Origin of the sequence: Rhodococcus sp. T9N (assembly GCF_024436645.1) — a bacterium.
Taxonomy (GTDB): Bacteria; Actinomycetota; Actinomycetes; order Mycobacteriales; family Mycobacteriaceae; genus Rhodococcus_F; species Rhodococcus_F qingshengii.
This window is the reverse complement of sequence record NZ_JAMSKS010000006.1, coordinates 105,562-130,605: the sequence shown is the minus strand read 5'-3', so window position 1 is coordinate 130,605 and position 25,044 is coordinate 105,562. Positions and strand designations below refer to the sequence as shown.

At 62.6% G+C, this 25,044-nt stretch carries 27 protein-coding genes; 4 read left to right on the top strand and 23 right to left on the bottom strand.

Annotated elements, in window-relative coordinates; translation table 11 throughout:
- Window positions 1-15: 15 nt before the first annotated feature.
- The 7 genes from M1L53_RS12865 to hemL all read right to left on the bottom strand — a co-directional run bounded on the left by M1L53_RS12865 (window position 16) and on the right by hemL (window position 7,927).
- Window positions 16-1,659 (bottom strand): MinD/ParA family protein, encoded by a 1,644-nt coding sequence (locus tag M1L53_RS12865; RefSeq protein WP_083471193.1) that lies wholly within the window; start codon window positions 1,657-1,659, stop codon window positions 16-18.
- A gap of 143 nt (window positions 1,660-1,802) precedes the next feature.
- A complete protein-coding gene (gene ccsB, locus M1L53_RS12860; RefSeq protein ID WP_003941951.1) occupies window positions 1,803-2,765 on the bottom strand; it encodes a c-type cytochrome biogenesis protein CcsB in 963 nt (320 codons plus the stop codon).
- Complete coding sequence (locus M1L53_RS12855; protein ID WP_042453041.1) at window positions 2,762-4,426, bottom strand: cytochrome c biogenesis protein ResB; 1,665 nt, start codon at window positions 4,424-4,426, stop codon at window positions 2,762-2,764. Before M1L53_RS12855 ends, ccsB begins: the two co-directional genes overlap by 4 nt.
- On the bottom strand, window positions 4,423-5,271 hold the full coding sequence (locus tag M1L53_RS12850) for a cytochrome c biogenesis CcdA family protein (RefSeq protein WP_007735278.1): 849 nt from the start codon (window positions 5,269-5,271) through the stop codon (window positions 4,423-4,425). Before M1L53_RS12850 ends, M1L53_RS12855 begins: the two co-directional genes overlap by 4 nt.
- Window positions 5,272-5,273: 2 nt before the next feature.
- Window positions 5,274-5,879: a TlpA disulfide reductase family protein gene (locus M1L53_RS12845; RefSeq protein WP_007735280.1), complete on the bottom strand. Its 606-nt coding sequence runs from the start codon at window positions 5,877-5,879 to the stop codon at window positions 5,274-5,276.
- Entirely contained in the window at window positions 5,876-6,535 is a 660-nt protein-coding gene (locus tag M1L53_RS12840; RefSeq protein WP_003941868.1) for a histidine phosphatase family protein, read from the bottom strand. The genes M1L53_RS12845 and M1L53_RS12840 overlap by 4 nt, the downstream gene beginning before the upstream one ends.
- A gap of 66 nt (window positions 6,536-6,601) precedes the next feature.
- Window positions 6,602-7,927, bottom strand: a complete 1,326-nt coding sequence (gene hemL / locus M1L53_RS12835; RefSeq protein WP_037129903.1) for a glutamate-1-semialdehyde 2,1-aminomutase — start codon at window positions 7,925-7,927, stop codon at window positions 6,602-6,604.
- Between the two features lie 110 nt (window positions 7,928-8,037).
- Between hemL and M1L53_RS12830 the strand changes: the two genes are divergently transcribed.
- Window positions 8,038-8,385: a hypothetical protein gene (locus M1L53_RS12830; RefSeq protein ID WP_007735283.1), complete on the top strand. Its 348-nt coding sequence runs from the start codon at window positions 8,038-8,040 to the stop codon at window positions 8,383-8,385.
- Between the two features lie 59 nt (window positions 8,386-8,444).
- A complete protein-coding gene (locus tag M1L53_RS12825) occupies window positions 8,445-10,376 on the top strand; it encodes an acyl-CoA dehydrogenase (protein WP_024487810.1) in 1,932 nt (643 codons plus the stop codon).
- 40 nt (window positions 10,377-10,416) lie between these two features.
- Here M1L53_RS12825 and M1L53_RS12820 read toward each other — a convergent pair whose 3' ends face one another.
- The gene (locus tag M1L53_RS12820) at window positions 10,417-11,433 is read right to left on the bottom strand and encodes an ABC transporter permease (RefSeq protein ID WP_054187827.1); all 1,017 of its coding nucleotides are present in this window, start codon (window positions 11,431-11,433) and stop codon (window positions 10,417-10,419) included.
- Between the two features lie 131 nt (window positions 11,434-11,564).
- Between M1L53_RS12820 and M1L53_RS12815 the strand changes: the two genes are divergently transcribed.
- Complete coding sequence (locus tag M1L53_RS12815; RefSeq protein ID WP_054187828.1) at window positions 11,565-12,125, top strand: TetR family transcriptional regulator; 561 nt, start codon at window positions 11,565-11,567, stop codon at window positions 12,123-12,125.
- Here M1L53_RS12815 and M1L53_RS12810 read toward each other — a convergent pair.
- From M1L53_RS12810 to M1L53_RS12770, 9 genes are all read right to left on the bottom strand, one after another.
- Window positions 12,116-12,991: a TIGR03619 family F420-dependent LLM class oxidoreductase gene (locus M1L53_RS12810; protein ID WP_054187829.1), complete on the bottom strand. Its 876-nt coding sequence runs from the start codon at window positions 12,989-12,991 to the stop codon at window positions 12,116-12,118. The two genes, M1L53_RS12815 and M1L53_RS12810, sit on opposite strands and share 10 nt — an antisense overlap.
- Window positions 12,988-14,646 (bottom strand): ABC transporter substrate-binding protein, encoded by a 1,659-nt coding sequence (locus tag M1L53_RS12805; RefSeq protein ID WP_054187830.1) that lies wholly within the window; start codon window positions 14,644-14,646, stop codon window positions 12,988-12,990. Before M1L53_RS12805 ends, M1L53_RS12810 begins: the two co-directional genes overlap by 4 nt.
- Before the next feature lie 24 nt (window positions 14,647-14,670).
- Window positions 14,671-15,732 (bottom strand): DUF1214 domain-containing protein, encoded by a 1,062-nt coding sequence (locus tag M1L53_RS12800; RefSeq protein WP_003941882.1) that lies wholly within the window; start codon window positions 15,730-15,732, stop codon window positions 14,671-14,673.
- Window positions 15,733-15,820: 88 nt separating this feature from the next.
- The gene (locus M1L53_RS12795) at window positions 15,821-16,966 is read right to left on the bottom strand and encodes a sulfotransferase (RefSeq protein WP_047268892.1); all 1,146 of its coding nucleotides are present in this window, start codon (window positions 16,964-16,966) and stop codon (window positions 15,821-15,823) included.
- A 22-nt stretch (window positions 16,967-16,988) separates the two neighbouring features.
- Window positions 16,989-17,780 (bottom strand): SDR family oxidoreductase, encoded by a 792-nt coding sequence (locus M1L53_RS12790; protein ID WP_054187831.1) that lies wholly within the window; start codon window positions 17,778-17,780, stop codon window positions 16,989-16,991.
- Complete coding sequence (locus tag M1L53_RS12785; RefSeq protein ID WP_042925649.1) at window positions 17,774-18,133, bottom strand: nuclear transport factor 2 family protein; 360 nt, start codon at window positions 18,131-18,133, stop codon at window positions 17,774-17,776. The genes M1L53_RS12790 and M1L53_RS12785 overlap by 7 nt, the downstream gene beginning before the upstream one ends.
- Window positions 18,134-18,157: 24 nt before the next feature.
- The gene (gene cysN / locus M1L53_RS12780) at window positions 18,158-20,059 is read right to left on the bottom strand and encodes a sulfate adenylyltransferase subunit CysN (RefSeq protein WP_054187832.1); all 1,902 of its coding nucleotides are present in this window, start codon (window positions 20,057-20,059) and stop codon (window positions 18,158-18,160) included.
- Window positions 20,059-20,964, bottom strand: coding sequence for a sulfate adenylyltransferase subunit CysD (gene cysD, locus M1L53_RS12775; protein ID WP_019744365.1), 906 nt, complete (start codon window positions 20,962-20,964; stop codon window positions 20,059-20,061). The genes cysN and cysD overlap by 1 nt, the downstream gene beginning before the upstream one ends.
- The gene (locus M1L53_RS12770) at window positions 20,961-21,707 is read right to left on the bottom strand and encodes a 3'(2'),5'-bisphosphate nucleotidase CysQ (RefSeq protein ID WP_042453014.1); all 747 of its coding nucleotides are present in this window, start codon (window positions 21,705-21,707) and stop codon (window positions 20,961-20,963) included. Before M1L53_RS12770 ends, cysD begins: the two co-directional genes overlap by 4 nt.
- Before the next feature lie 254 nt (window positions 21,708-21,961).
- On the opposite strand from M1L53_RS12770, the gene M1L53_RS12765 reads away from it, so the two are divergent.
- On the top strand, window positions 21,962-22,573 hold the full coding sequence (locus M1L53_RS12765) for a TetR/AcrR family transcriptional regulator (protein WP_003942004.1): 612 nt from the start codon (window positions 21,962-21,964) through the stop codon (window positions 22,571-22,573).
- A 12-nt stretch (window positions 22,574-22,585) separates the two neighbouring features.
- Here M1L53_RS12765 and M1L53_RS12760 read toward each other — a convergent pair whose 3' ends face one another.
- From M1L53_RS12760 to M1L53_RS12735, 6 genes are read right to left on the bottom strand one after another with little or no spacing between them, the layout of a single operon-like run.
- Complete coding sequence (locus tag M1L53_RS12760) at window positions 22,586-22,867, bottom strand: metal-sensitive transcriptional regulator (protein ID WP_003942012.1); 282 nt, start codon at window positions 22,865-22,867, stop codon at window positions 22,586-22,588.
- Window positions 22,868-22,898: 31 nt separating this feature from the next.
- Window positions 22,899-23,171 (bottom strand): hypothetical protein, encoded by a 273-nt coding sequence (locus M1L53_RS12755; RefSeq protein ID WP_007735305.1) that lies wholly within the window; start codon window positions 23,169-23,171, stop codon window positions 22,899-22,901.
- Window positions 23,164-23,679, bottom strand: coding sequence for a hypothetical protein (locus tag M1L53_RS12750; RefSeq protein WP_003941872.1), 516 nt, complete (start codon window positions 23,677-23,679; stop codon window positions 23,164-23,166). The genes M1L53_RS12755 and M1L53_RS12750 overlap by 8 nt, the downstream gene beginning before the upstream one ends.
- Window positions 23,672-24,109 carry a hypothetical protein gene (locus M1L53_RS12745; RefSeq protein WP_054187833.1) on the bottom strand — a complete coding sequence of 146 codons (438 nt, stop codon included), beginning with the start codon at window positions 24,107-24,109 and terminating at the stop codon, window positions 23,672-23,674. Before M1L53_RS12745 ends, M1L53_RS12750 begins: the two co-directional genes overlap by 8 nt.
- Before the next feature lie 15 nt (window positions 24,110-24,124).
- Complete coding sequence (locus M1L53_RS12740; protein WP_003941930.1) at window positions 24,125-24,280, bottom strand: hypothetical protein; 156 nt, start codon at window positions 24,278-24,280, stop codon at window positions 24,125-24,127.
- Between the two features lie 57 nt (window positions 24,281-24,337).
- Window positions 24,338-25,000 (bottom strand): hypothetical protein, encoded by a 663-nt coding sequence (locus tag M1L53_RS12735; RefSeq protein ID WP_007735307.1) that lies wholly within the window; start codon window positions 24,998-25,000, stop codon window positions 24,338-24,340.
- Window positions 25,001-25,044: the final 44 nt, after the last annotated feature.

Here is a 25,044-nt window from a genome sequence, read left to right as displayed (position 1 = left end):
CGCCCGGCTATCCGATTACCGCCCCGTCAACGCGAACGGGGAGGCCGGAAAGTCCTGCGCAACCACCGCAGCCAACTCCAGCACCGCTTCCCGAGTACCTGGACGCAGCCGGTCCAGATCGATTTCGGCGCCCTCTTCCAAATGCGGATCGAACGGAATCAGTTTCACCGCTCGACAGCGCTGCTCGAAGTGCTCGACGACCCGCGGCAGATCAACCTTGCCCGAGCGAGGCCGTACCGCGTTGATGACAGCTACGGACGTGGCGACCAGCCTGCTGTAACCGTGAGCGTCGAGCCAATCAAGGGTTGCGGAGGCGCTACGTGCACCGTCGACGGAACCGGAACTGACGACGATCAACGAATCTGCACCTTCGAGAATGGCCTGCATCGCCGAGTGCATCAATCCGGTGCCGCAGTCGGTCAGAACTATGCTGTAGAACTTCTCGAGCATGTCGACCGTGCGCGTGTAGTCCCCACCGCTGAAGGCCTCTGAAACTGCTGGATCGCTGTCGGAGGCAAGCACTTCGAGCCGGTGTCGATTTTGCGATGTGTAGCCACGGACGTCGCTGTACTTCTCGATGCTGTTCTCGTCGCGCAGCAGGTTTCGCACTGTTGCCGGAGTTTCGAGCGGGATCTTCTGGCTCAGCGTTCCCCGGTCGGGGTTTGCATCGACAGCGACGACGCGATCGCCGCGGATCGAGCCGAACATCGACCCCAGTGTCGCTGTGGTCGTGGTCTTTCCGACGCCGCCTTTGAGACTGAGCACCGCAACCTTGTAGCAGCCCTGCAGCGGCTGGTTGATCTGGCGCGTCAACTCGACGAGGTGCTGCTCTTTTGCACCGTTTCCGAGGTTCACCGATCGGCCGGACAACGTGTACAGCGCCTTGCGCCAGCCGCCCACCGGGGCAGGCCGGACAGGCCGCTTGACGAGGAGCGCAGCCGAGAGATCTTGCGCAGTCATCGGGAGAGCGGACTCGAAGCGACTGTCCGGAGCCGAGGTGAGTCCGGACTGCGGCATCGGAGCGCGAGTAGGTGGCGCCGTCGGCGGGGCCATCGGCACGGCCTGACCATTCTGGAGGGCGTGGCCGTTCTGCACCGGCGCAGCGCCGGGATGACCGAACTGCCGAATCGCGGGATTGGGCGGATGGACGCCGGGCGAAAAAGGTGCCTGCGGTTGCTGGAGCGGTCTCGCGGATGAATGCGCCGTCGGGCCGGGCTGCGAATTCTGGACAGGCTGCAGGTTCCGAACAGGCTGCGAATTCTGAACAGGCTGCGGAACGCCAGTTCGTGAATCCGGAAGCGACCCTCCACGATTCGTAGGTTCGTAGGTCTGCATCGGCATCGCAGGCGAGGTCGAGAACTGGCCGTTGATCGGGCCTGGCTGCGCTGCCGGATACTGGATGACCGGAGTCTTGGGACCTGTCACCGGAGCCGCTGGGGTCGTCGTCGGCGGCGGAGCGGCGGGTGCACTGGGCGCCTGGCCGGCGACTTGCTGGAGCGGCCCGGAGTCGACCGGGGCCACGAAGAGACTACGAACGTCGCTGGGAACCGAGTCCGATGACGGCTCGGGCGCGGATGCGCGCGGCTCGCGCCGCGTCGGCTCGGCAGGGCGCACCGGCTCCCACAATCCTGCTCCGGCGTCTTCAATCTTGTCGGCCATCTCGCCGCTCCCCCTCGTCGATCCCACAGCTACCAGACAGCTAGTAATTCGCCAAGCTGCATCGTAACTGTTGCCCGCCCCTGACGTACCTACCGGTAATACCTACAGACCGGTCGGCAGCCACCCACGGTACCTCGAGAGGATCAGGTGAGTCCCGCGTAGGAGTGCAAGCCGGAGACGACCATGTTGATGATGAAGAGATTGAACAGCATCGCAACAAAACCGGCGATGTTGATCCAGGCGGCCTTCGTCTCCCGCCACCCGGACGTTGCCCTCGCATGCAGGTAGGCCGCGTAGATCACCCAGGCGATGAAGGACATCGTCTCCTTCGGATCCCAACCCCAGAAGCGTCCCCACGCAGCTTCCGCCCAGATGGCACCGAGGATGACGCCGGCGCCGAACAGCGGAAACGCGATGATCGTGCTCTTGTACGCCAAGCGGTCGAGAGTCTGGGCATCCGGCAGTCGCTCTGCGATCCGGCCACCGATGCTCGTGCCTTCGTCACCGGGCGGGAACTTCAGTCGCAGCAGGAACAGAAGGCTCGCGATACCGCCGATCATGAAGATTCCGGAACCGACGCTGACGATCGTCACGTGAATCGGAAGCCAGTACGAGCGCAGCGCCGGAACCACGGGAGCCGCGTCGGCGTAAAGGACCGTGCCGGCGAGGAACATCAAGATCAGAACCGGCACCAGCAAGAAGACCCACATCGGACGGTACGCCGGCTTGATCAACAGGACGTGCCCGACCAGCAACGACGCCGCACACGCCATCGCCACGAATTCGTACATGTTGCCGAGCGGGAATCGTTCCGTCGCAAATCCGCGGAGCACGATCGACGCGATGATCAGCACCGTTCCGACGACCAGGACAGCTCGGCCCATTCCGCCGAATCGTTCCGAGAGCGACTTGCTCGGAGTCTCCGCGACCCTGCCAGGCACGGATGCGTCGACACCGCCGGCGGAGACCAGTTCCTTGTCCTGAACCGCCTTTGCTCTGGCCGACGCGTACTGCACGATGAGCAGCACAAACGCCAGCACGAGCACGGTGAAGGCGGACTTGAAGGCCCAGTCGCTGTACTGCGCGAGTGTCTCGTTCGTTGTCATCGGGCGTTCTCCTGCGCGTGCGGTTGGTTCACCGCGGTGGTCGGATTGCTTTTCAGCAAGCGGTCGGCGAGGCGGTCGAACTCGTCGCCCCAGCCTGCGTGGTCGGTGCGGGCAAGCCCACCAAGTTCTACTACAGTACGTCGTTCGTCATCTGGATAGATACGTGCCCAGACGCGGCGACGCTTGATCACGAGCGAGACGAGTAGGCCCGCCATCATGGTCAACGCCGAAACCAACACCCACACCTGAGCGGGATCGTGGGAGACCTGCAGGTTCACGAAGTCGACGGCACCATCGAATCGCACCTGGGTTCCGTCGGCAAGCGTCGCGCTCTCCCCCGGAAACAGATTGACTCGATCCTGCTTGACCAGTCGGCCCTGATTGATCAGTTCGGTGTTGAGTTCGAACAGCGATTGCGGGTTACCGGTATCGAGTCCGGTGTCGCCCTTGTAGATGTCGATGGCGACTGCCGGATCGTTCATCGCCGGGTAACTCGACGACAGCAGGTTGCCGTGGAACAGCGCGGTGGGCGCGAACAATCCTTCGATGGCAATCTGATTCTTCCGACGCTCGTCCGCATCGGGATACATGCCGCCCGGCGGGTCGAAGCGCATCGCGCCACTGCTCAGGAACGTCGTGGCGTCGTCCGGACGCCACTGGAGCGTCTCGGTGCGGGTCTCACCGTTCGGGAACGTGACGGTGAACGTCGGCGCGTATCCGTGTCCCTGCAGGTACACACGATCGCCGGCGATCCGCAGCGGGTGGTTCACCTGGATGGTCGTGTCCCGCCAGGTATCGGACTCGAGGTCGTCGCCTGCCTGGTACGAGATGTCCGAGGTGAACATCTCGGCCTGACCGGTCTCGAGGTAGTCGGCCTGGAAATTCTTCACACGTACACACAGCGGGGTCATGCCGGTGCCGTCGAGGCTCAGACCGGCGACGAAGGAGTCGAACACTGCCGGCGAGGTCGTGCAGAACCCGGGGCCGTCGTTGGCGATGACGATGCGATTGCCCTCGTAGCCGAACAACTTGCCCGCGGCGATCGCGATCAACAATCCGACCAGCGAGAGGTGGAACACGAGGTTGCCGAACTCGCGGAGGTATCCCTTCTCCGCCGAGATGGTGATCTCGCCTTCGCGTCGTGATTTCGAATCGCCGCGACGCGTTTCGACGCGCCACCCGCGCAGTTCTTTCGACACCCGGGCAGCAAGTTCGTCGGGAGTCTCGCCGTCCACGACGCTCGTGGTGTGGTGCGGCAGGCGAGCAAGATTGCGCGGCGCATTCACCGGACGGGTGCGCAGCGCCTTCGCGTGCTCCACGCAACGCGGCAGGATGCAGCCGACCAGCGAGATGAAGAGCAATGCATAGATCGCGGTGAACCAGAAACTGCTGAACACGTCGAACAATTCGAGGCGGTCCATCCACGGACCGAGCGTCGGACGCGCGGCGATGTAGTCGGTGACCTTGCCCTCGTTGAGGGTTCGCTGTGGCAGCAGGGCGCCGGGGATCGCAGCGAGCGCGAGGAGGAACAGCAGTACCAGCGCGGTCCGCATCGAGGTGAGCCCGCGCCAGGTGTTGCGCCCGAGTGCAACGACTCGACCGATCACCGACTGCTTCGGCAGCACGGGTTTCGGGTGGTCGTTATTGTCGTCAGCTGTCATATCGGCAGCGTCACCTCCGAGATAAATGCGTCGCGAACCCAGCCGACGAACTGGTCCCACGCGCCGGTGACGAGGGCGATTCCCACTGCCACCAACATGATTCCGCCGAAAATTTGAATGGTGCGTGCATTACGACGCAACCAGCCGACGCCGGTCAGCGCGCGCGCCGATCCCAGCGCCAATATGATGAACGGCAGGCCGAGTCCGATGCAGTACGCGACGATCAACGTGACACCACGCGCGGCGGTCATCCCGTCGGTTCCCGCCGCTACGGACATCACGCCTGCCAATGTCGGACCGAGGCACGGCGTCCAGCCCAGAGCGAACACTCCCCCGAGCAGCGGCGCACCCACCAGTGACGACACGCGACGCGGTTCGAAACGAACGTCCTTCTGCAGCGCCGGAATCAGCCCGATGAAGACGAGACCCATTGCGATGGTGACGACACCGCCCACTCGCATCAGGACCTCGCGGTTGACGAGCAGCGTGGAGATCACGCCGAATACCGACGCGGTCGCGAGGACGAACACAACGGTGAAGCCCGCGACGAACAGTCCGGCCGCACCGGCCACCCTCAGTCGACTGCTCCGGGTGATCGTCCGCGTCTTCGCCTCTTCGGCGGTGATCGCGGGAGCGTCGGCACCGACGACGCCGGCCAGGTAGGACAGGTAGCCGGGAACGAGCGGCACGACGCACGGTGAAGCGAACGACACCAGACCGGCGAGCACACAGGCGCCGAGGGCGAGCAGAAGCGGACCGGACGACGCCGCGTTCTGAAACGCTTCGCCCACACCGGCACTCAATGTGTCGCTGCCGGCCAGCAGCGTAGTGGTCGTGGTTGTCATCTTTACTGCGCGTCTTCCTGAGCTACTCGCTGGACGACGGGCAGTAAATCCTCGGCGAGAAGTTCTTGGAGGAACACCGCGGCGACGCGATGCTGGCGGTCCAGGACGATCGTCGTCGGAATGACCGACGTGGGGTAGCCGTCACCGAGGGCGATCAGCGAACGCATCGACGGGTCGTAGATCGACGGGTACGAGACCTTGTTGTCGACCACGAAGTCCTGCGCTTTGTTCTTGGTGTCGTCGCGGACGTTGATGCCGAGGAACTGCACGCCCGAATCCTTGGTCTGCTCGTAGACCTGTTCCAGGTCGTCGGCTTCGGCGCGGCACGGTCCGCACCACTGACCCCAGACGTTGAGAACGACGACCTTGCCCTCGAAGTCCTCGACACCGACCTTCTGACCTTCGTTCATCAGGTCGGGCCCGGAGAGCTTGCCGATGGTGCCTCGGTCGGACGGCGGATCGTAGAAGATCTTGGTTTGTCCGCCCGGTGAGACGAAGTCGAAAGTTCCGCCCTGTGCGACGGCGTCATCGCCGGTCGCGCAGGACGAGAGAAGAAGCATCGCCGACGCAGCGGCTGCGAATGCTGCGGCGATGCGGCGCGAAATCATGCTCCTGTCACTCTCGGGTCGGAGGCGCCGGCAGGTTCGGAGTAGACGATGTCGACCAGGGTGTCGCCTTCGTAGACCAGTGACGTCAACGACGCCAGTCCACACTGACGGTGACGGGGATCGTGCCACAGACGCTCACCCTGCAGGAATCGACGCAGAGTCCAGACCGGAAGCTGATGGCTGACGACGACGGCTTCGTGTCCGACTGCCGCGACGCGTGCGGCATTGACGGCTGCGAGCATGCGATGGGCGATCTGCAGGTAGGGCTCGCCCCAGGACGGGGTGAACGGGTCACGCAGTTTCCACCAGTGACGCGGACGCGAGAGCGCACCGTCCCCGACGGCAACCTTGAGACCCTCGAACTCGTTGCCTGCCTCGATCAGGTTTTCGTCCGTGACGATGTCGAGCTTGTGTGCCTCGGCGATCGGAGTCGCGGTCTCTTGTGCCCGCTGCAGCGGCGACGCGACCACGTGGGTGATGTCGTGATCGGCGAGCACCGACGCGACCGCACGAGCCTGAGCTTCGCCCGCCACCGACAACCGGAAACCCGGGAGCCGTCCGTAGAGGATCCCGCGCGGGTTGTGTACTTCGCCGTGGCGCAGGACGTGGACGATGGTGCGGGTGGACGTGTGGTCGGGGTGATCGGCGTCGGTCACAGTCGAGGGTCCTCGCTGAAGATGATGGATGTCGGAAGCGTGCGGGTGTTCTGGAACTGGAACTGCTCAGGGCTTGACGGCAGCAGCTGCGGCCTTGGCTGCGTGAGGCATGGCGTCGGCGATGATCGAGAAGGCTCGATCGTCGAGGGCTGCGGAGACGAACCACGCTTCGAACGCGCTCGGCGGCGGGTACACGCCGCGGGAGAGCAGTGCGTGGAAGAAGGCGGGGAATCGCCAGGTCTGCGCGGCTTTGGCTTCGTCGTAGTTGGTCACCGTGTTCTCGGTGAAGAACACGCTCACCAAGGTGCCTGCGTACTGCACTCGGTGTTCGACGCCTTCGGCGGTGAGTGCTTGGGTCATGAGGTCGCCGAGGGCGGTCGCGTTCCGGCCGAGCTTGGCGTACACCTCGGCGTCGGCGGCGCGCAGGCTCGCGAGTCCGGCGGCGACGGCTACGGGGTTACCCGAGAGGGTGCCTGCCTGGTAGACGGGACCGTCCGGTGCGAGGTGGCCCATGATGTCGGCGCGGCCGCCGAATGCTGCGGCGGGCAGGCCGCCGCTCATGACCTTGCCGAAGGTGTAGAGGTCGCCTGCGACGTTGTCGATGCCGTACCAACCCGAGGCACTGACGCGGAATCCGGTCATCACCTCGTCCATGATCAGGAGTGCGCCGTGCTCACGGGTGAGACGACGCAGTCCCTCGTTGAAACCGGGAAGCGGTGCGACGGCGCCCATGTTTCCGGCGGCAGCTTCGGTGATGACGCACGCGATGGCGCCGGGATTGGCCGCGAAGGCCGCGGCCACCGCGTCGAGATCGTTGTAGCGCACGACGATGGTGTCTTCGGCTTGAGCGCCGGTAACGCCGGGAGAGGTCGGCAGCCCGAACGTCGCGAGGCCGGATCCGGCGTCGGCGAGAAGGGCGTCGACGTGGCCGTGGTAGCAACCGGAGAACTTGACGATCTTGGTCCGCCCGGTGAATCCGCGGGCGAGGCGGACTGCGCTCATCGTGGCTTCGGTTCCGGAGTTGACCAGGCGAACCTTTTCCACGGGCGCGACGCGGGCGACGATTTCCTCGGCGAGGGCAACTTCGCCTTCGGTCGGCGCACCGAAGGAGAGACCTCCGAGGGCTGCTTCGCGAACGGCTTCGACGACTGCCGGGTGAGCGTGCCCGAGAATCATCGGACCCCAGGACGACACCAGGTCGACGTAATTGTTTCCGTCGACGTCGGTGAGGGTGTAGCCGGATGCTTCGCGAATGAATCGCGGTGTTCCGCCGACCGAACCGAACGCGCGGACGGGCGAGTTGACGCCACCCGGAATCACGTTGCCGGCACGTTCGAAGAGCCGAGCGGAGTTCGTTGCATGCACGTCGGGATCACCGGAAGACACAGTCACGGCTTCCAGTGTCCCAGTTCTGTCGAATCTGACAACGACAGGGTGTAGGACTTCGGTGCTCGAGGCGAGTTTTCCGGTCGAACCGGGCCCCGCGTGAGACGATTCCGGGCATGAAGCGACTGTTGACGACGCTGATGGTCTCGGCTGCGATTCTTCTCACATCGTGTGGTTCGGACGCTTCGAACGACGACAAGGCGACAGTTTCGTCGCCGCCGAGCGCCACCGACTCGGCTCGAACCACCGCAGCGACGAGCACCGACCCCGCGTTTCTCGGCGGGTGTTCGGCGGTGTCCGTCTACGTTCAGCAGCGTGTTCAGAGCGGCGACACGTCGACCCAGACGGCAGGCGCCGACTTCCTGAAGATCGTCGAGAACGACCCTTCGTACCAGGCTATGTCCGAGAGCGAGAAGGAACTCTTCCGCCAAGGAATCGAAGCGGGTGCCGCAGGCTCCTGCTGAATGTGAGGTTGGGATCGAACCGGGTTGCCCGCGGTGCGCTACGCGCTATCGTCGGTTCCATGGCCACCACAGCGGACCACCTCAGGACAACACTCGACGGACGCTGGCGGGAGGTGCGTGAGCGCGTTCGCGGCGAATTGAACGACGAACGTTTTGCTCCGCACTACACACCCAACACCGCCATTGCGCGCTCCAAGGCTCTCGAACAGATGCGGGTCCTCGCCGATCTCGGGTACGCCGCAAACGGTTTCGCCGTCTCTCACGGCGGAACGGGCGACGCGGGTGGCGCCGTCACCAGCATCGAGATGCTCGCGATGTCCGACCTCTCCCTGATGGTCAAGGCCGGCGTCCAGTGGGGTCTGTTCGGCGGCGCCATCGAAAACCTCGGCACCGAGCGTCACCACCAGGCGTACGTCAAGCCGCTGATCGATCTGGACCTGCTCGGTTGCTTTGCGATGACCGAGACCGGTCACGGCAGCGACGTCCAGGAACTCGAAACCACGGCGACCTACGACGTCGAGACGGGCGAGTTCGTCGTCAACTCCCCCACTCCGTCCTCTCGCAAGGACTACATCGGCGGCGCTGCCCAGCACGCCACCGTCGCAGCGGTGTTCGCGCAGCTGATCACCGGAGGCGAAAGTCAGGGCGTCCACTGCTTTGTCGTGCCGATTCGTGACGACGCCGGCAACGACCTCCCCGGCGTCACGACGTCCGACTGCGGGCTCAAGGGTGGACTGCCCGGAGTCGACAACGGCCGCATCGTCTTCGACCAGGTCCGCATCCCGCGTGAGAATCTACTCAACCGTTACGCCGACGTCGCCGAGGACGGCACGTACAGTTCGGCGATCGAGAACCCGAACCGTCGTTTCTTCACGATGGTCGGCACACTGGTTCGTGGACGTGTCACCGTCGGTGGTTCCGCGGCAGCGGCCGCCCGCGTCGGATTGGCCATCGCCGGTCGATACGCCCTGCAGCGCAGGCAGTTCAGTGCTCCGAAGAGTGACGACGAAGTCCTGATCATGGACTACCTCGTCCACCAGAAGCGTCTGCTGCCGTTGATCGCCCGCTCGTACGCTCTGCAGTTCGCACAGAACGAACTCGTCGCCGCGATGCACGACATCCAGAGCAGCGACGACCCGGATCCGCAGGAGCAGCGCGAACTCGAAGGTCGCGCCGCCGGACTCAAGGCCGCCAACACCTGGCATGCCACTCGGGCCATCCAGGAAGCACGCGAAGCCTGCGGCGGCGCAGGCTATCTCGCCGAGAACCGCCTCACCGCACTCAAGGCGGACACCGACGTCTTCACCACGTTCGAGGGTGACAACCACGTTCTGACGCAGTTGGTCGCAAAAGAACTCCTCACCTCCTACGCCGACGAAGTCCGCGGCATGAGCCCGGTCGACTGGATGCGCTTCGCCGCTACGACGGTCTCCGACGTGGTCAAGAAACGCACGGCAGCGCAGCAGATCCTGCAGACGATCGTCGACACTCGCCAGGACAACGAAGAGGACGGCAGCCTCTTCAATCGCGGCACCCAGATGAAGATGTTCGAAGACCGCGAAGAGTACCTACTCGCCACTGCGGCAAGGCGATTGCAGGCAGCGCAGAAGCGCGAGGAGAACCCGTTCGACGCGTTCAACTTCGTGCAGGACCACGTACTCAAAGCCGCTCAGGCGCACATCGAGCGCGTCATCCTGGAAGCATTCGTCGCCGGCATCGACTCGTGTGAGGACGAGACCGCGAAGGAACTCTTCGGCGAGGTGTGCGATCTCTACGCACTGTCCGTGATCGAAGAGGACAAGGCCTGGTTCATGGAGCACCGGCATCTGTCGGTGGAGCGTTCGAAGGCCGTGACGCGCGGAATCAACGAGCGTTGCCGCACCCTGCGCCCCCACGTCGAGACACTGATCGACGGGTTCGGCATTCCGGACATCCTGCTGGGGTCCGCGATGCTCGACGGACCGGGCACCGACGCGGTACGGCTGAAGTAAAGGGTTCGGGTGGGGTCGGCAATCGCCGGCCCCACCACACTCAGTGCGCTGCTGCCTTTTTCGACTGGCGAGAGGCGAGCAGTCCGGTCAGGCCGAGTGCCGCGACCAGCCAGATCCCCAGAACGAGCAGGTGCGGTCCGGCGCCGTTGCCACTGAAGTAGATGACGGAGCGGATGGGCTCCATGGCTGCCGATCCGAGCCAGAACGAATGGATGTGCTGCCAGAATCCGGGCAGGAACGACACCGGAATGGCACCACCCGAACTCGGGAAGTTGATGAAAACGAGCACCGTCAGCACCGCGAAGATCGCGGCTTGGCCGAGCAGTCGATTGAGCAGGATGCTCACCGTACCGACGGTGAACGTGTAAACCATCGAGATTCCCAGCAGTTGCAGGATCTGGCCGAACGACGCCCCGAAGGCGTGCATGAAGATGCTGGTGATGCCGAAGGCTATGAGCGGGGTGAGTATCGCCGCACCGGCCAGGATCGAATACTGCTCTCGCAACCGCATTCTCGGCGCAACCTGACTGAGCACCGTGATGGTCAGGTAGCCACCGAGGGTGCAGACGATCAGGAAGTAGAAGAGTCCGACGGTCGAGGAGTCTCGCGCCGTGACAGGCGCCGAGTCGATCACCGTGACCTGCTGCCCCGTCTGCTCCGCAACCGAATGCGCCAAGCTGCTCACCACGGAAACCGTCGAGGCGCCCGCGCCGGTGGCGATATGTGCGGTCACGGTGTCACCGATCTCGATGGCGCCGATCGCATCGCGGTTGTCGATCCGAGAGAGTGCGTCGGCGGCGTTGGCTGTGGCAACGATGTCGAACTTGTCACCCGACGAAGCCTGGATTCCGTCGATCAGCGGGGCCGTGACGGACGGCGACCCGACCACCACGATCGGTGCCTGATTCGGCGTCGGCGAATGGAAGGCGCTGACGTAGCACAGGCAGAACATGATGACGAAGAACAACGGAAATGCGAGTCCACTGCCCACCATCTTCCAATTGGTCGGCGGATCGACAACTTCTTCGCTGGGTACTCGGACGTCGGTATCTGTCATATTCCACGCTCTCTTCACTAACCGCATCTAGCTGTCAACACCGTTGACAGACTCAACAGTCAACACCGTTGACACGTTATAGTCAACGCCGTTGACAACGCGGTCGGCGAGCGAGCACAGAGGTCGATGTCGTGACACCCACGAGGCACACGCCAGAGCAGGAGCAACCCTCGACATCCGAGGCGATTCGCGCGGCGGCGTTCCAACTGTTCGGCGAGCACGGGTTCGGCGGCACGTCAGTTCGCGCCATCGCCAAAGTTGCCGGAATCGATCCGGCCCTGGTCATCCGGCATTTCGGGTCCAAAGAAGCACTGTTCCTGGAAACCACGCCGGTTGCGGACTACTTCGAAGGCCAGTTCGACGGCCCACTCGACACCCTCGGTGAGCGAATCGCCGCCTTCGTCCTGGGCAAGGCCGACGCCCGGATGCTGTCGGTGTACACAGCGCTCATGCGAGCGTCGGACAGTGCACGCATCCGGGAGCGACTCCGAGACATGACCGGAGTATTCGCCACCAATCTCGCCGCTCGTCTAGACGGCGAAGACGCGTACACCCGCGCACTCCTGGTCTCCGCCCAGGTGTCCGGGCTGTTGAGCGTCCTCAGCGACGAAAGTATCCCCCAGTCCGCAGATCGCGACGAGTTGGCAAAACTCTACGGCCGGGCGATGCAGACGCTGATCGATCAGTACTGAGCGATGACCTCCTCGGCAAACCGCCGAACGGAGTCGAGTCGTCCCTGACGATCACCGGCGTCAACTCCGTAGCGATACCAGGGCAACACTCTGATTTCCGTGACTCCGAGAGTCTCGAGTTCGCGATATCCGTCCAGATCACGAACATCCGTCGGCGAGACGTTGACGCCGAAAGGAACATCGGCACGACCGTACTCGACCCGCAATTCCGTGAGACGATCGATGGCGCAGGCTAATTCGGCTTTGGTCGTGTTCACCGACATCCAACCGTCAGCCAGCCTGGCTGCACGGCGCAACCCCGGTTCGCTGTGCCCACCGATGTAGATCGGAACCGGAATCTCCGGAACAGGACTGATCATCAGAGCGTCGAAATCGTAGTGCTTGCCGTGGTATTCGACCCATTCCGGCCCACGTCCCGCACACACCGCCTTGATGATCTCGATGGCTTCGTCGGTACGCGCGCCGCGGGTGCGCATCTCGGTACCGGTGAAGGTGAATTCCTCGGGAATCCAGGACAAACCGACGCCGAGAGCGACGCGGTTCCTCGACATCACGGCCATGGTCGCGACCTGCTTGGCAGTCAACAGCGGATCGCGCAGTGGAAGTTTGAACACGTTGGTGTAGAACTGAATTCGCGATGTGACGGCCGCCATCGCCGCCATGGCAATGAACGGATCAGGCATCGGCGTCTCGGGCGCCCACATCCGCTTCCCGTCTGCAGTGTACGGGTACGGCGCCGACACCTGCTCCGGATAGAACACGGAATCCGGCATCGCGATTCCGTCGAACCCCACCTCTTCGGCGACCTGCGCCAACTCGCACAGTTCCAGGGCGTCGATCATCGCACCCGCCAAGGACCACTTCATCGTTCCACCGTTTCGCCGTTGGGCGAGATCCAAGCGCCGCCCAAGAACATGATGTCGGTGATGTTGCGAACGACGCCGTGAACGTTGCCGTCCCATGCGGTCAACACCGACGCCGGCCCCCAGATCACGTAAGGCACAGTCGCGTTGGCGTACTCCTGCACCTTGCTGATCGCCTCACGGACAGCATCGTCCGTCGATGCCGTCTGCACAGCTGTGATCATCGCGTCCATCTCCGGGTCCGCGAAGCCGGACGGGTTGTTCTTCGAATCACTGGCCATACTGTTGTACAAATTGAGGTACGGCGCTTCTTCTCCGACCGGAGCGCCACCTCTGGTCATGTCGAAATCGTGGTCCTTGTATACCCGTCGAACCAGATCGGTCACATCGGTCGCGTAGTCGATGGTGACGTCGAAACCGATCGCGTTCAGCGACGCCTGAACCGTCAGTGCCGTCGCCTGTTGGCTCGGCTCCGAGGTGGTGAGGTAGCGGAGTTTCCCGTCGTACCCGTCGGACTTCGCTTGATCGAGCAGCGCCTTTGCCTTCACCTGATCGAACGGAATGCCTGCTGTGTTGTCGTACCAACGTGACGTCTGCGGGACCAGTTCGGAACTGGCGGTGCCCAATCCGTTGTTCGCCCGGGTATTGACCGCCGCCGGATCCACCCCGTAGGCGATCGCCTGACGGACGCGAACATCGGCCCCGGGCTTGCCCTCACGGTTGTTGATCGTGCCGATCCCGTTCTGTCCGGTCGGACTGAGGTAACCCGAGTATCCGTCGTCGAGAGCTTGTTCGATCACGGCCTCGTCGCGGAGAATGTACGTCATGTCGATCTGGCCGCTCTTCAACGATTCGTACTGAGACTGCGCACCCGACGTGGGAACAAACCGCACTGTGTCCAGTGGAGGTTTACCGCCCTGATAATCCGTGCGTGCGGCGAGTACCAGTTCTTCGTGCGGGGCGAACTTGGCCAAGGTGAACGGACCCGCCCCGATCGGTGTGAACGCTCCCTCCCCGGTTCCTGGAACCGACCCTGCCTCTCCCCCGGAACTTCGCGCAACGATCATTCCGGGCCCGAGCGACAACAGCGCCGGGAATTGACGCCAGGGCCGCTCGAGCACGAATTCGACTGTGGTGGCGTCGGGCGTCTCGATCCGATCCACGATGTTGAGCCAGGTCTGCGATACATCACCCTTGCCTGCCACGAATCGATCGATACTCCACTTCACCGCTTCCGCGTCGAGCGGACTTCCGTCGCTGAAGGTGAGGCCGTCAGCCAAAGTGACGGTGTACGAGGTGAAGTCGCTGTTGTTCGACAGTGTCTTCGCGAGTTGTGGCACGAAGCTCCCGTTTGTGGAGTCGCTGCGTACCAGCGTGTCGTAAATCGCGGCCATTTCGGTTCCGCCGGTCGAACCGGCGGCTTGCGTTCTCGTGGGGTCCAACGAGGAAGGGAACGAATAGGACCCGAAGGTGAGAACACCGCCGTCGATCCGCTCCCCCACATCTGGGGCGCCCACAAAACCAGCTGCGCCACTACTGCTCGGTGAAGCCGATCCCGAGTTGTCCCCACTGCTCGACGCGCAACCGGCCAACATCAATGCACCGGCAAGCCCGAGCGCGACAAAGCGAGGGCCGAACCTAATCTTCCTGGTGTACATACGTTCCCAATCTCCGTCAGCGTGTCAGATCTTGACTACCTTCGACGTCGGGATCGGGTGCGAGTCCGCCTTGATCCAGCGCAGCGCCCATGTCCCCTCGGCATGCGAATCGGTGTCGATCCAGTTGCCATAACCCGGATCCTTCGCCGCCACGACGATTGTCATGGTGCCGTCGTCGTTGAGCTTCGCGGTGTGATTGTTGATGTAGATGTTCGTGCGGTTGTAGTCGAGGGACTCGACCCAGAAGTTCTGCAGCACGAAGTTGAAGTACTCGCAGTTCGGAACCTCGGTCTCGATGACCCACGCCTCGTCCTCGGCGAGCTTCCAGTAACCGTGGAAGTAGAAGATCGTCGGATCGCCGCCGGCGTCCTGGAAGTAGTCCTGTCCCCAGTCGAAGATCTCGTTGGTGTGCGGCTGGAATTTGCGCGACCATTCCAGGAAGGTCTCCGCCATCCCCTTCACGATCCCGACGGACTTGGTGAGGCGCTCGCCGATCTCTTCCGGAGTCAACGGGACGAACTCCCCGTCCGGGTTCAGGCATTCGATGGTCAGATCACCGATGACCTCGTTGCGCCGATCCTGGTGAGTTTGCCGAACGGAGATGAGGTTGCTGTCGGGCGCCAAAGGCAGCCAAGCGCCCTCATCGGGCTTGTCGACGCTCGCGATGAACTCGAAACGGCCGTTCTCGTCGACCTCGAGGTCGTGGATATGCAGATCGCCGGTCTGCAGCATGGTGCCGTCGATGTGGTACCGATTTACGCGCGAGCCGAAGGTGATCAGCGGGACGGTGCCTCGGGTGCCGATGATCCGGTAGTTGTACTTCCCGGAAATGTTGGCGCGCATGTAGACGTTGTCCGGGTTGTCGGCACCGATCTTCGTCATCATGTTCGGGTTCGGAGCCGACGAGAACTGCGGCCACCGCGGATCGGTGTACTCGACACAGTTGATCGTGCCGTACCGAAGCAACCGACTCAGGTAGCGGACGCCCTCGGCTTGAGTCAGCGGATCCTGAGGGACGATCTCGTCTTCCAGGACCTTTCCGACCTCGAGCAGATCTGCGCAGAACTTTTCCCAAACAGCATTCATGTGAATCTCCTTGTTTCGGTTGGGGCTTCGCCCTGTGCGCCTTTTTGGTAGTCGGCACTACCAAAAAGGCGCACAGGGCCGGAGGGCTTCAGGGTGTGGTGGCGAACTTCGCTTCGACGTCGGCAGCGCTCACGCCGAAATCCTCGAGCGAATAGCGATGCGACGGACGACGGTGCTCGGCAAGGCTGGCCTGATGCGACGCCTCCACCGCGGCGCGGGCGTCGTCTGTGAAGGGCAGGGCGAACTGTGCATAGATCTTCTCGACGGTGCCGACCGCATCGGCGATGAAGTCCTTGTAGTCGACGTCGATGAACTGATCGGGGTTGTAACGGCTACGGGCATTGTTGAAGTTCGCATTCCCTCGCGCCCACAACTCCAGTTGCGTGCGCCCGATGGCCGGACGATCGAAGGCCCTCGACATGTCGTGTCCGCCCTGCTCTACGAGGCTGAAGGTGGACGCCATCGATGTCAACGGGTCTCGGAAGGTCCGAACGAACAGTGCATCCGGATAGACCGACATGATCTCGTCGATCGCGAAGACATGGCTCGGGCTTTTGAGCACCCACCGTCTGTCCTGGTCGTGCAGCCCGATCAACTGCAGGTTCTTCTTGTGCCGCGCATATGTTTCGGTCCAGTCCTGCTCCGCCAGCCACCGGGTGTAACTCGGCACGTACGCCACCGTCTCGAACGCGGTCGAGAGCATCGTCTGCTGCAGCAGCCGCCAGCATTCCTCGACCTCTTCCGCCCCCATGAAATGAACCTTCATCAGGTCTGCCTCGTTACGCTGGCGAGCACGGTAGAAGGCGTCGGAGCGAACGTAATCTTCGTTCTCCGACCACGTGTCGCGCTCGGGGCGCGGCTGCGGCGTCTCGGCGAGCCACATCTCGGCGCCCTGATGCGCCGGGTCGGCACCGAGCAAACGGTGCAGCGCGGTGCTGCCGGTGCGGGTCAACCCGACCACGAAGATCGGGCGTTCGATCGGAACATCTACGTGCTCTGGATATTTCGCGAATCCGGCCTCACTGGTCAGGCGACCCGCGAGCGCTCCGACGATCATCTTGCGAGCGATCACCTTGCCGTGAGGAGTGAGGTCGGCCTCGTTCTGGAACGACTCGAGGAGAACTCGAAGTCCTTCGAGATAGCTTTCGCTGCCGAAGTTTTCGTACCCGGCCGCCTCGCGCGCAGCCTGGTGCAGGTCATCGATGGAACCGATGCCGTCGTAATCCTGTGTCATGGCTAGTCCTTGTATGAGTTGATCAGTGGTGCGTGTGACCGCAGTTGACGTCGAGACATTGCCCTGTGATGGCCCTCGCTGAATCGGACAGGAGGAAGACGACAGCGTTTGCGATGTCATCTGGCTCCGGCAATCGGCGCAGATCGGCGCCCGCTGCGATCTCGTCGTAGATCATCTTGGGGTCGACTCCTGCCGCCGCCGCCTTCTTCTCGAACATGTTCTTGACCGAGTCCGCCCAGATATAGCCGGGAGCAACCGAATTGACTCGAACGCCCTTGGGACCGAGATCGATCGACAAACTGCGTGCCATTGCCAGGAGCCCGGATTTCATGATGCGGTAGGCCCCGAACCCGGGAAGCTGGTTGCGCAACACCATGGACGTGACCATCACGACGGACCCGTGCGACTCGATCAATGCCGGAGCAAATTCTCTGGTGACGTTCAACGCCGCGAGCAAGTTGATGTCGATGCCCGACTGGATGGACACCACGTCGGCGTCCAGGAGCGGGACCTGCGCGGGTTGAACAAATGCGTTGTTCACCAAGCAATGCACCGCACCGAACTCAGCGACAGTTGTCTCCGCCAACGAAGCGATCGAATCGACGTCGGTGAGGTTCGTCGGGACGGCCAACGCGATTCCGCCGCGGTCTCGAATCTCCCTTGCCACCGATTCCAAGCGCTCGGGTGTGCGGGCAGCCAGAACAACCTTCGCTCCGGCCGCCGCACTCTGCAGCGCAATCGAACGACCCAGCGCCGGGCCCACTCCCGAGACGACGACAACCTTGCCTGCCAGCAGGCCCTGATGGGTCAGCACAGCGCCTGCGGATCGAGAACAACACTCAGGGAGATGATCTTGCCGTTCTCGTCGAACTCGAACACATCGGTGGCAGCGAAGTCAGGGATACCGGCGCGCTGCACCCGAAGCTGCATGGCTGCGTACTTTCCCGTCACCGAAATCGGACCGAGCAGGCTGACTGTGAAATCGACCTGCGCGTTCGCGGTATCGAATTCGCGAATCTCGTCGATTCCGCGGTAGGTCTGGACCCCCAGCGGTTCGTGTTGAACTGCGTCGAGCGCAAACAGCGCAACCAGTCCGTCGACGTCGTGACGTCCGAGACACTTGACGTAATCTTCTACGGCAGAAACTATTTCAGCCCTGTCAGGCATGGATGCTCCTCGTGTTCAGGCGGATCAAGAAATGGTTCCGCGGGCGCGGAGATGGTCGACGATCGCGATCGCAGCGTCCTCGGTCGTCGTGACACTGGTGTCGATGTGAATGTCAGGGTTCTGCGGCGGTTCGTACGGCGAATCGATTCCGGTGAAGTTCACCAACTCGCCCCGTCGAGCCTTCTTGTACAGCCCCTTGGGATCTCGCTCCTCTGCGACGGCAAGAGCGGTGTCGACGAAGATTTCGACGAACTGTTCGTCGCCGATCAATTCGCGGGCGGCATGACGCTCGGCCTCGAACGGTGAAATGAAGGACGCGAGCACGATCAGACCGGCGTCCGCCATCAGTCGGGTGACCTCGGTGACGCGACGGATGTTCTCGACGCGGTCGGCTTCGGTGAATCCGAGGTCTCGATTCAGCCCGTGACGGACGTTGTCTCCGTCGAGGAGGTAGGTGTGCGCGCCGAGTGCGTGTAGTTGACGCTCGACATCGTTCGCGATGGTCGACTTTCCCGAACCGGAGAGACCGGTGAACCACAGAACTGCGGGTTGGTGTCCCTTGAGCCTGGTGTGCGCGGCCTCGTCGACGTCCACGGATTGCCAGTGAATGTTGTCCGATCGACGCAGCGAGTGCGTGATCATGCCCGCACCGACAGTGCCGTTGGTAAGGCGGTCGATGAGGATGAAGCTACCGGTGTCACGGTTGCCGACGTACGGGTCGAACGGGACCGGTCGATCGAAACTGAGGTTGCAGACACCGATTTCGTTGAGCGCGAGAGTAGTCGTTGCGGTCTTCTCGAGAGTGTTGACGTTGATCTTGTGTTTCGGTTTGGTGATGCGCGCAGTGACTGTGACGGTACCGATCTGGCACAGGAACGGCCGTTCGGGCAGCATGGGAGCCTCACCCATCCAGACGATGCAGGCCTCGAACTGATCGGCTACGGCCGGCGGATTGTCGCCGATGGACAGCACATCACCGCGACTGATGTCGATCTCGTGGGCGAGCGTGATGGTGACCGAGCGGCCCGCACCGGCAACGTCGAGGTCGCCACCCATGGTCACGATGCGCTCGACTGTGGACGTCTTTCCACTGGGGAGCACGCGGATGGGATCTCCGGGAGATACGGTGCCGGAAACGATCTGGCCGGAGAATCCGCGGAAGTCGAGGTCCGGCCGGTTGACCCACTGCACCGGCATCCGGAACGGAGCCGCGGCGGCAGCATCGTCGATGTCCACGCTTTCGAGATGCTCGATCAGGCTTGGTCCGGAGTACCACGGGGTATTCGCACTGCGCTCGGTGAGATTGTCACCCATGTATGCCGACATCGGGATGGCGACGAACCCGTCCAGACCGATCTCGTGAGCGAACTCTGCATAATCCGCGGTAATGGCATCGAAGACCTCTTGCGAGTAGTCGACGAGGTCGAGTTTGTTCACGGCAAGCACCACGTGCTTGATCCCCAGCAACGACACCAGATACGAGTGCCGGCGGGTCTGGGTCAGTATCCCCTTGCGGGAATCGACAAGGATCACAGCAAGATCGGCGGTCGACGCGCCCGTCACCATGTTTCGGGTGTACTGCTCGTGCCCCGGAGTATCGGCGACGACGAACTTGCGTCGCTCGGTCGTGAAGTAGCGATAGGCGACGTCGATCGTGATGCCCTGCTCACGTTCGGCGGCGAGACCGTCGACCAGGAGCGCGAAATCGAGCCCCTCCCCCTGGGTTCCGCTCTTGCGCGAATCGGCTTCGAGCGCCGTCAACTGGTCGTCGAAGACGAGTTTCGATTCGTAGAGCAGACGGCCGATCAAGGTGCTCTTGCCGTCGTCGACGCTGCCGCACGTGATGAATCGCAGCATGCTCTTGTTTGCATGACGTTCGAGGTACGCCTCGATGTCGTCAGCGATCAGATCCGAGGAAACAGTCATCAGAAGTACCCCTCTTGCTTCTTCTTTTCCATCGACGCGCTGGAGTCGTGGTCGATGACCCGTCCCTGGCGTTCGGAAGTGGTGGTGAGCAACATTTCCGAGATGATCTCGGTCAGGCTCGTTGCGGTCGATTCGACGGCTCCGGTCAGCGGGTAGCAGCCGAGGGTGCGGAAACGAACGCTCTTGAGTTCCGGGGTCTCTCCCGGCAGTAACGGCATCCGGTCGTCGTCGACCATGATCAGCGCACCGTCCCGCTCGACGACGGGCCGCTTGTCGGCAAAATACAGCGGAACGATCGGAATCTCCTCCTGGCGTATGTATTCCCACACATCCAGCTCGGTCCAGTTCGAGAGAGGGAAGACGCGCAGGCTCTCGCCCGGCGCTTTGCGGACGTTGTACATCCGCCACAGTTCCGGTCGCTGCTGCTTGGGATCCCAACGGTGCGCAGCTGATCGGATCGAGAAGATGCGTTCCTTGGCGCGGGATTTTTCTTCGTCACGTCGGGCGCCGCCGAATGCAGCGTCGAACTTGTAGTGATCGAGGGCTTGTTTGAGGCCTTCGGTCTTCCACATATCGGTATGGACAGCGCTGCCGTGAGTGAACGGGTTGATCCCCTGCTTCACGCAGTCCGGGTTGGTATGGACGATCAGATCGAGATCGCCTGCAGCAGCGGTACTGTCACGAAGTTTGTACATTTCACGGAACTTCCACGTGGTATCGACGTGCAGAAGCGGAAACGGCAGCTTCGACGGATAGAAGGCCTTGCGCGCCAGATGCAGCATCACGGCGGAGTCCTTGCCCACCGAGTACAACATCACCGGGTTCTCGCTCTGGGCAACAGCTTCACGCATGATGTGAATGCTCTCGGCTTCGAGTCGTTCGAGGTGCGTCAGTGTCGCGGTCATCGGCCCAGTTCCTCCAGTGCTTTCGGGGCGAGTTCGGGTCGGCAGATCAGCAGATCCGGCAACCACGGGTTTTCCTGGTTGTAGCGCAGTTCGCTGCCATCGATACGCGAAACATGCAGTCCCGCAGCATGTGCGACAGCAACGGGCGCCGCCGAATCCCACTCGTACTGTCCGCCCGCATGTGCATAGATGTCTGCCTCACCCGAGACGACAGCCATTGCTTTGGCTCCGGCGGATCCCATTTCGATCAACTCCGCGCCCATCGAGTCGGCCATGCGCATGACCGGTTCCGGACGACGCGTCCGCGATACGACGACTCGAACCGGCGTCGCGGCATCCCGTTCGGTCCGATCATCGCTGCTCGAATAGGTGACGCCAAGGGCAGGCATTGCGACCGCACCGGTTGTGAGGACACCGTTTTCGGTCAGCGCAACATGAACGGCCCAGTCCGATCGTCCGGCCTCGCCGTACTCACGGGTGCCGTCGAGAGGGTCGACGATCCACACCCGATCCGCAGCCAGCCTCGCGAGGTCGTCAGCCCCTTCCTCCGACAGCACTGCATCCGCAGGAAAGCGTCGGGCAAGTTCGGCGACGATGAATTCGTGACTTAGCCGATCGGCCGCGTTCTTGAAAGTCGCGACATCACCGTCGTTTTCGCCGAGGGATTTCCGATGGTCGAGCAGAAGTTCTCCAGCTGCAGCGGCGATGTCGATCGCCGCGCGTTCATCGTTAGTGCGTGTCATAGGTACTCCACAACTGTGTAGACCTCCCGATCGATACGGGAAGAAAGGTCAGGCCGACCGCAGAGTGTCCAGCACTTTGCACTGGCCTCGATGTGGTCTGCGCCATACCGTAACACCAGAATGAACGATGTTCATTCTATTTCGAACAATGTTCATTCTATGATCTGAGTCACATCCAATTCTGGGCGGCGTTCGACAACGAACAGTGTTCGATGTGAATTGAGGATGCCGACCACCGCGACTACGGTGATCAAATGAGCAGTACCAGCAGCAAGTCGATCTACGGCGACGCCGAAGTGCGTCGACGCCGAACTCTCGACGCGGCGATCTCGCTTCTGGACGAAGGAGGCTACTCCGCGCTCACGATCCGCGCTGTCGCCAAACGAGCCGGCACCAGCACTGGCCTGATCTACCAGTACTTCGTCGACAAGCAGGACATCTTCGCCGCCCTCCTCAGCGAAAGTCAGCTGGAAATGGCGGACTTCGTGAACTCGCTCCCCCGCGAGCAGGGACTGAGCGCCTTACTCGAGTCCATGATTTCCGAGTTTGCTCGGCACTGGGCACGGGTGGGTCGACTCACCACCACTTGGCGCGACATCGAAGGCATGGCCGGGTCCGACCGAGAAAGCATGCGGGAACTTCACGCATCCGTAGCGGTCTACAACTCGGCATTGATTCGAGCGCTCACCGAATCTGCTGCAGCCGAAGGGAGCAGGTTGATCGACGACCCCGCGTTGATCCATCTCGTGCTCTCCGGACTCAAAGGCCTGTCGGACACCATCGTCATCAACATCGCCAAAGAAGTCACACCCGAGTACTTCGTGAGCTTCTCCGCCCGGGCGCTCGCGCGGTCCATCACGGAGTGACGGACCGACACCTTACGAACGAACGAGGCGAGCGATGGCCGCCTGAGCTTCCTTGATCTTGACGTCCGCTTCCGGACCACCCTGCTTGGCAGCTTCGACGACGCAACCCGCAAGGTGGGCGTCGAGAAGCTTCAGGGACACGGACTGCAACGCGCTCGTCGCGGCGGATACCTGGGTGAGCACGTCGATGCAGTACCGGTCGTCTGCGACCATGCGTGAAATTCCGGCTACCTGACCTTCGATACGACGAAGGCGCTTGAGCAGATCGTCCTGCTCGGGGCTGTAACTACTCATACCGCAACTATACCCCCTACCCGTATGAGGGCTACTGCGATGCGACGAAGCCCACCCGGACGCGGCGCACGACATCGATGGCCATCAGCCCCGCAACCAGAATCGACAACCCGGCGCCCGAGATCCAGAGACCGTCGTAGTGCGTGCTCTCGAACGGTGGAGCGCCCTCCAGTATCGGTCCGAAGTCGGACGTCGTCGTACCCGCTCGCCAGCACACGACCGCCAGAATCGTTGCGGCGACGATACCGAGTACACCGATCCACGTCTTCACGTCGACACGCGGGGATGGCTGTGGCTCAGTCATCGGCAGACCCGTCCGGTTCGACACCAACCACAACGACCTGACTCAACGCCTCGCGCAGTGCCTGATCGTCCTTTGCCCACGCCCGCACCAATCCCCCGGTGGTCAAACGTAAGCCGATACCGTGCCGACGCCTGGGCACTCCGGACAGCTCACCGAGCGCGCGTGCCGTTTCCCACGGTTCCATTTCGTCCTCGTAGGCAGCGTCGTCGGACTCCGGGAACACCTCGGCGATCTCGGTGATCGGCACCTCTTCGGTTCCCTGACGCAACGTGGTCGCGGTCAGAAGTACGCTCGCGTGCCGCCGTGCTGCGATCACCTGCACGTAGACCAATCCGGTGAGGATCACGGCGAACATCGCCAGACCGAACCAATGCACCACCGGGCCCGTGAACAGTTCGATGACCAAGGCGATCAGGCAGAAGATCGGACCGAACGCGATGGCCCACCACCGAGAACCCGGTTCGTAGTACAGAACGTCCGGGCCGATTTCCGGCGCGCGATCAGCCACGGGCAAACCAACTTCGGGTGGTGTCGCGGTAGATCGCGACGCAGGCAAAGATCAGCATGACGGGAACAACCAGCGCGAGCACGGTACTGATCCCGGCGACGACCAGCGCGATCTGCAGCACCGCGAACACTCCGGACACGATCACCAGGATCCGTCGGCACAACGCCCTTCCGGCGCGAGTGGGACCGGCGAGGCCGCCGATCGCGAGGCCGGTCAACAGCAGAACCAGCCCTGACACCCGCACGAAGGTGACGTAGATGTCGATGTTTCCGGCAGAAACGCCTTGATCGGTGAACTGCTCACGCAACGAATACGAAGCGCTGGTGACATTGATCAGGCCGAAGAGTATGAGCAGGAACGCGCTGGCGATCCACAGCCAGAATGCTGCCTCGACAGCCGTCGGGCGCCTGACCTTCGTAGAGATACTCACGGGTTCAAGTGTGCGCTATCCGCTGACGATGCCCGGAATCATGAGCATCAGGAGTGTCACCAGAACAGAGGCTCCGAGGATCGCGAACAAGATCACTTCGGTGCGTGAACCACGTTGGCGCAGTGGCGCGTCGTGGGTGCTTTCCGTACGCAGGGCTTCCTGAGAACTCATCGCGTCCGACCTCTCCCCTACTACTTCAGTGACCCGTTTCACAGTACCCCGAGCTACCTACCGGTTCCCCGCCGGGGGGAAACGAAGAAAGTACGGATTGGACTCTTTTCGGTGCATCATCACGATCGCCCCGACAGCAGCAACTGCCTGCAGGATTTCCGCTCCGCCGAACAGCAGAGTGGCCGCGCCGCCGTCTCCGCCGAGCCCGAAGATCACCGGGATCGCGGAGACCAGCATGAAGACGCCACAGAACGTCAGCAACATTCGAGCCCAGTTCCTGCCGCGACTCATCGCGCGCACGAACAGAAGGAACACCGCGGTGACGATCACGACCAAAACCGCAGAGAACACGATGACCAGTGGGAACATGCCCTCCACGTCGGAACGCGTCAGACCGGCGTCGACAGCTGCCTGATTTCTGAGCATCTCGTCGACGAACATCGACTTCTGCCCGAGCAGCATCCAGATCATCGCGCCGCCCTGGACCAACCCCAGCGCCGTCACAGCCCACCACAACTGAATCGCAGTCACGACGTCCGTCGGCGGCTCGGGTTTCGGCGCAGGTCCCGGGTATCCGTTGTAACCGGGGCCGTATCCCGGGATCTGACCCGTCGGCATCGGTCCGAGTTCGCGGTACGGCTGATTCTCGAACGGCTGGTTCTCGTAGGGAGGTTCCCGGCGGGGCGGTTCCTGGCGCGACGGCGGCCACTGCTCGGTCATGACACCAGCGTATCGGTCGATACCGGCGCAGCCACCATGCGTGA

Coding starts and splice junctions, on each gene's coding strand:
- M1L53_RS12855 (WP_042453041.1), bottom strand. CDS start 4,426: ATGACAGCTGACGACAATAACGACCACCCGAAACCCGTGCTGCCGAAG.
- M1L53_RS12770 (WP_042453014.1), bottom strand. CDS start 21,707: ATGACACGCACTAACGATGAACGCGCGGCGATCGACATCGCCGCTGCA.
- M1L53_RS12825 (WP_024487810.1), top strand. CDS start 8,445: ATGGCCACCACAGCGGACCACCTCAGGACAACACTCGACGGACGCTGG.
- cysD (WP_019744365.1), bottom strand. CDS start 20,964: ATGACCGCGACACTGACGCACCTCGAACGACTCGAAGCCGAGAGCATT.
- M1L53_RS12820 (WP_054187827.1), bottom strand. CDS start 11,433: ATGACAGATACCGACGTCCGAGTACCCAGCGAAGAAGTTGTCGATCCG.
- M1L53_RS12735 (WP_007735307.1), bottom strand. CDS start 25,000: ATGACCGAGCAGTGGCCGCCGTCGCGCCAGGAACCGCCCCGCCGGGAA.
- M1L53_RS12830 (WP_007735283.1), top strand. CDS start 8,038: ATGAAGCGACTGTTGACGACGCTGATGGTCTCGGCTGCGATTCTTCTC.
- M1L53_RS12850 (WP_007735278.1), bottom strand. CDS start 5,271: ATGACAACCACGACCACTACGCTGCTGGCCGGCAGCGACACATTGAGT.
- M1L53_RS12755 (WP_007735305.1), bottom strand. CDS start 23,171: ATGACTGAGCCACAGCCATCCCCGCGTGTCGACGTGAAGACGTGGATC.
- M1L53_RS12810 (WP_054187829.1), bottom strand. CDS start 12,991: ATGAAGTGGTCCTTGGCGGGTGCGATGATCGACGCCCTGGAACTGTGC.
- M1L53_RS12845 (WP_007735280.1), bottom strand. CDS start 5,879: ATGATTTCGCGCCGCATCGCCGCAGCATTCGCAGCCGCTGCGTCGGCG.
- M1L53_RS12740 (WP_003941930.1), bottom strand. CDS start 24,280: ATGAGTTCTCAGGAAGCCCTGCGTACGGAAAGCACCCACGACGCGCCA.
- M1L53_RS12805 (WP_054187830.1), bottom strand. CDS start 14,646: ATGTACACCAGGAAGATTAGGTTCGGCCCTCGCTTTGTCGCGCTCGGG.
- M1L53_RS12865 (WP_083471193.1), bottom strand. CDS start 1,659: ATGGCCGACAAGATTGAAGACGCCGGAGCAGGATTGTGGGAGCCGGTG.
- M1L53_RS12785 (WP_042925649.1), bottom strand. CDS start 18,133: ATGCCTGACAGGGCTGAAATAGTTTCTGCCGTAGAAGATTACGTCAAG.
- cysN (WP_054187832.1), bottom strand. CDS start 20,059: ATGACTGTTTCCTCGGATCTGATCGCTGACGACATCGAGGCGTACCTC.
- M1L53_RS12760 (WP_003942012.1), bottom strand. CDS start 22,867: ATGAGTAGTTACAGCCCCGAGCAGGACGATCTGCTCAAGCGCCTTCGT.
- M1L53_RS12795 (WP_047268892.1), bottom strand. CDS start 16,966: ATGACACAGGATTACGACGGCATCGGTTCCATCGATGACCTGCACCAG.
- M1L53_RS12765 (WP_003942004.1), top strand. CDS start 21,962: ATGAGCAGTACCAGCAGCAAGTCGATCTACGGCGACGCCGAAGTGCGT.
- ccsB (WP_003941951.1), bottom strand. CDS start 2,765: ATGACAACGAACGAGACACTCGCGCAGTACAGCGACTGGGCCTTCAAG.
- M1L53_RS12800 (WP_003941882.1), bottom strand. CDS start 15,732: ATGAATGCTGTTTGGGAAAAGTTCTGCGCAGATCTGCTCGAGGTCGGA.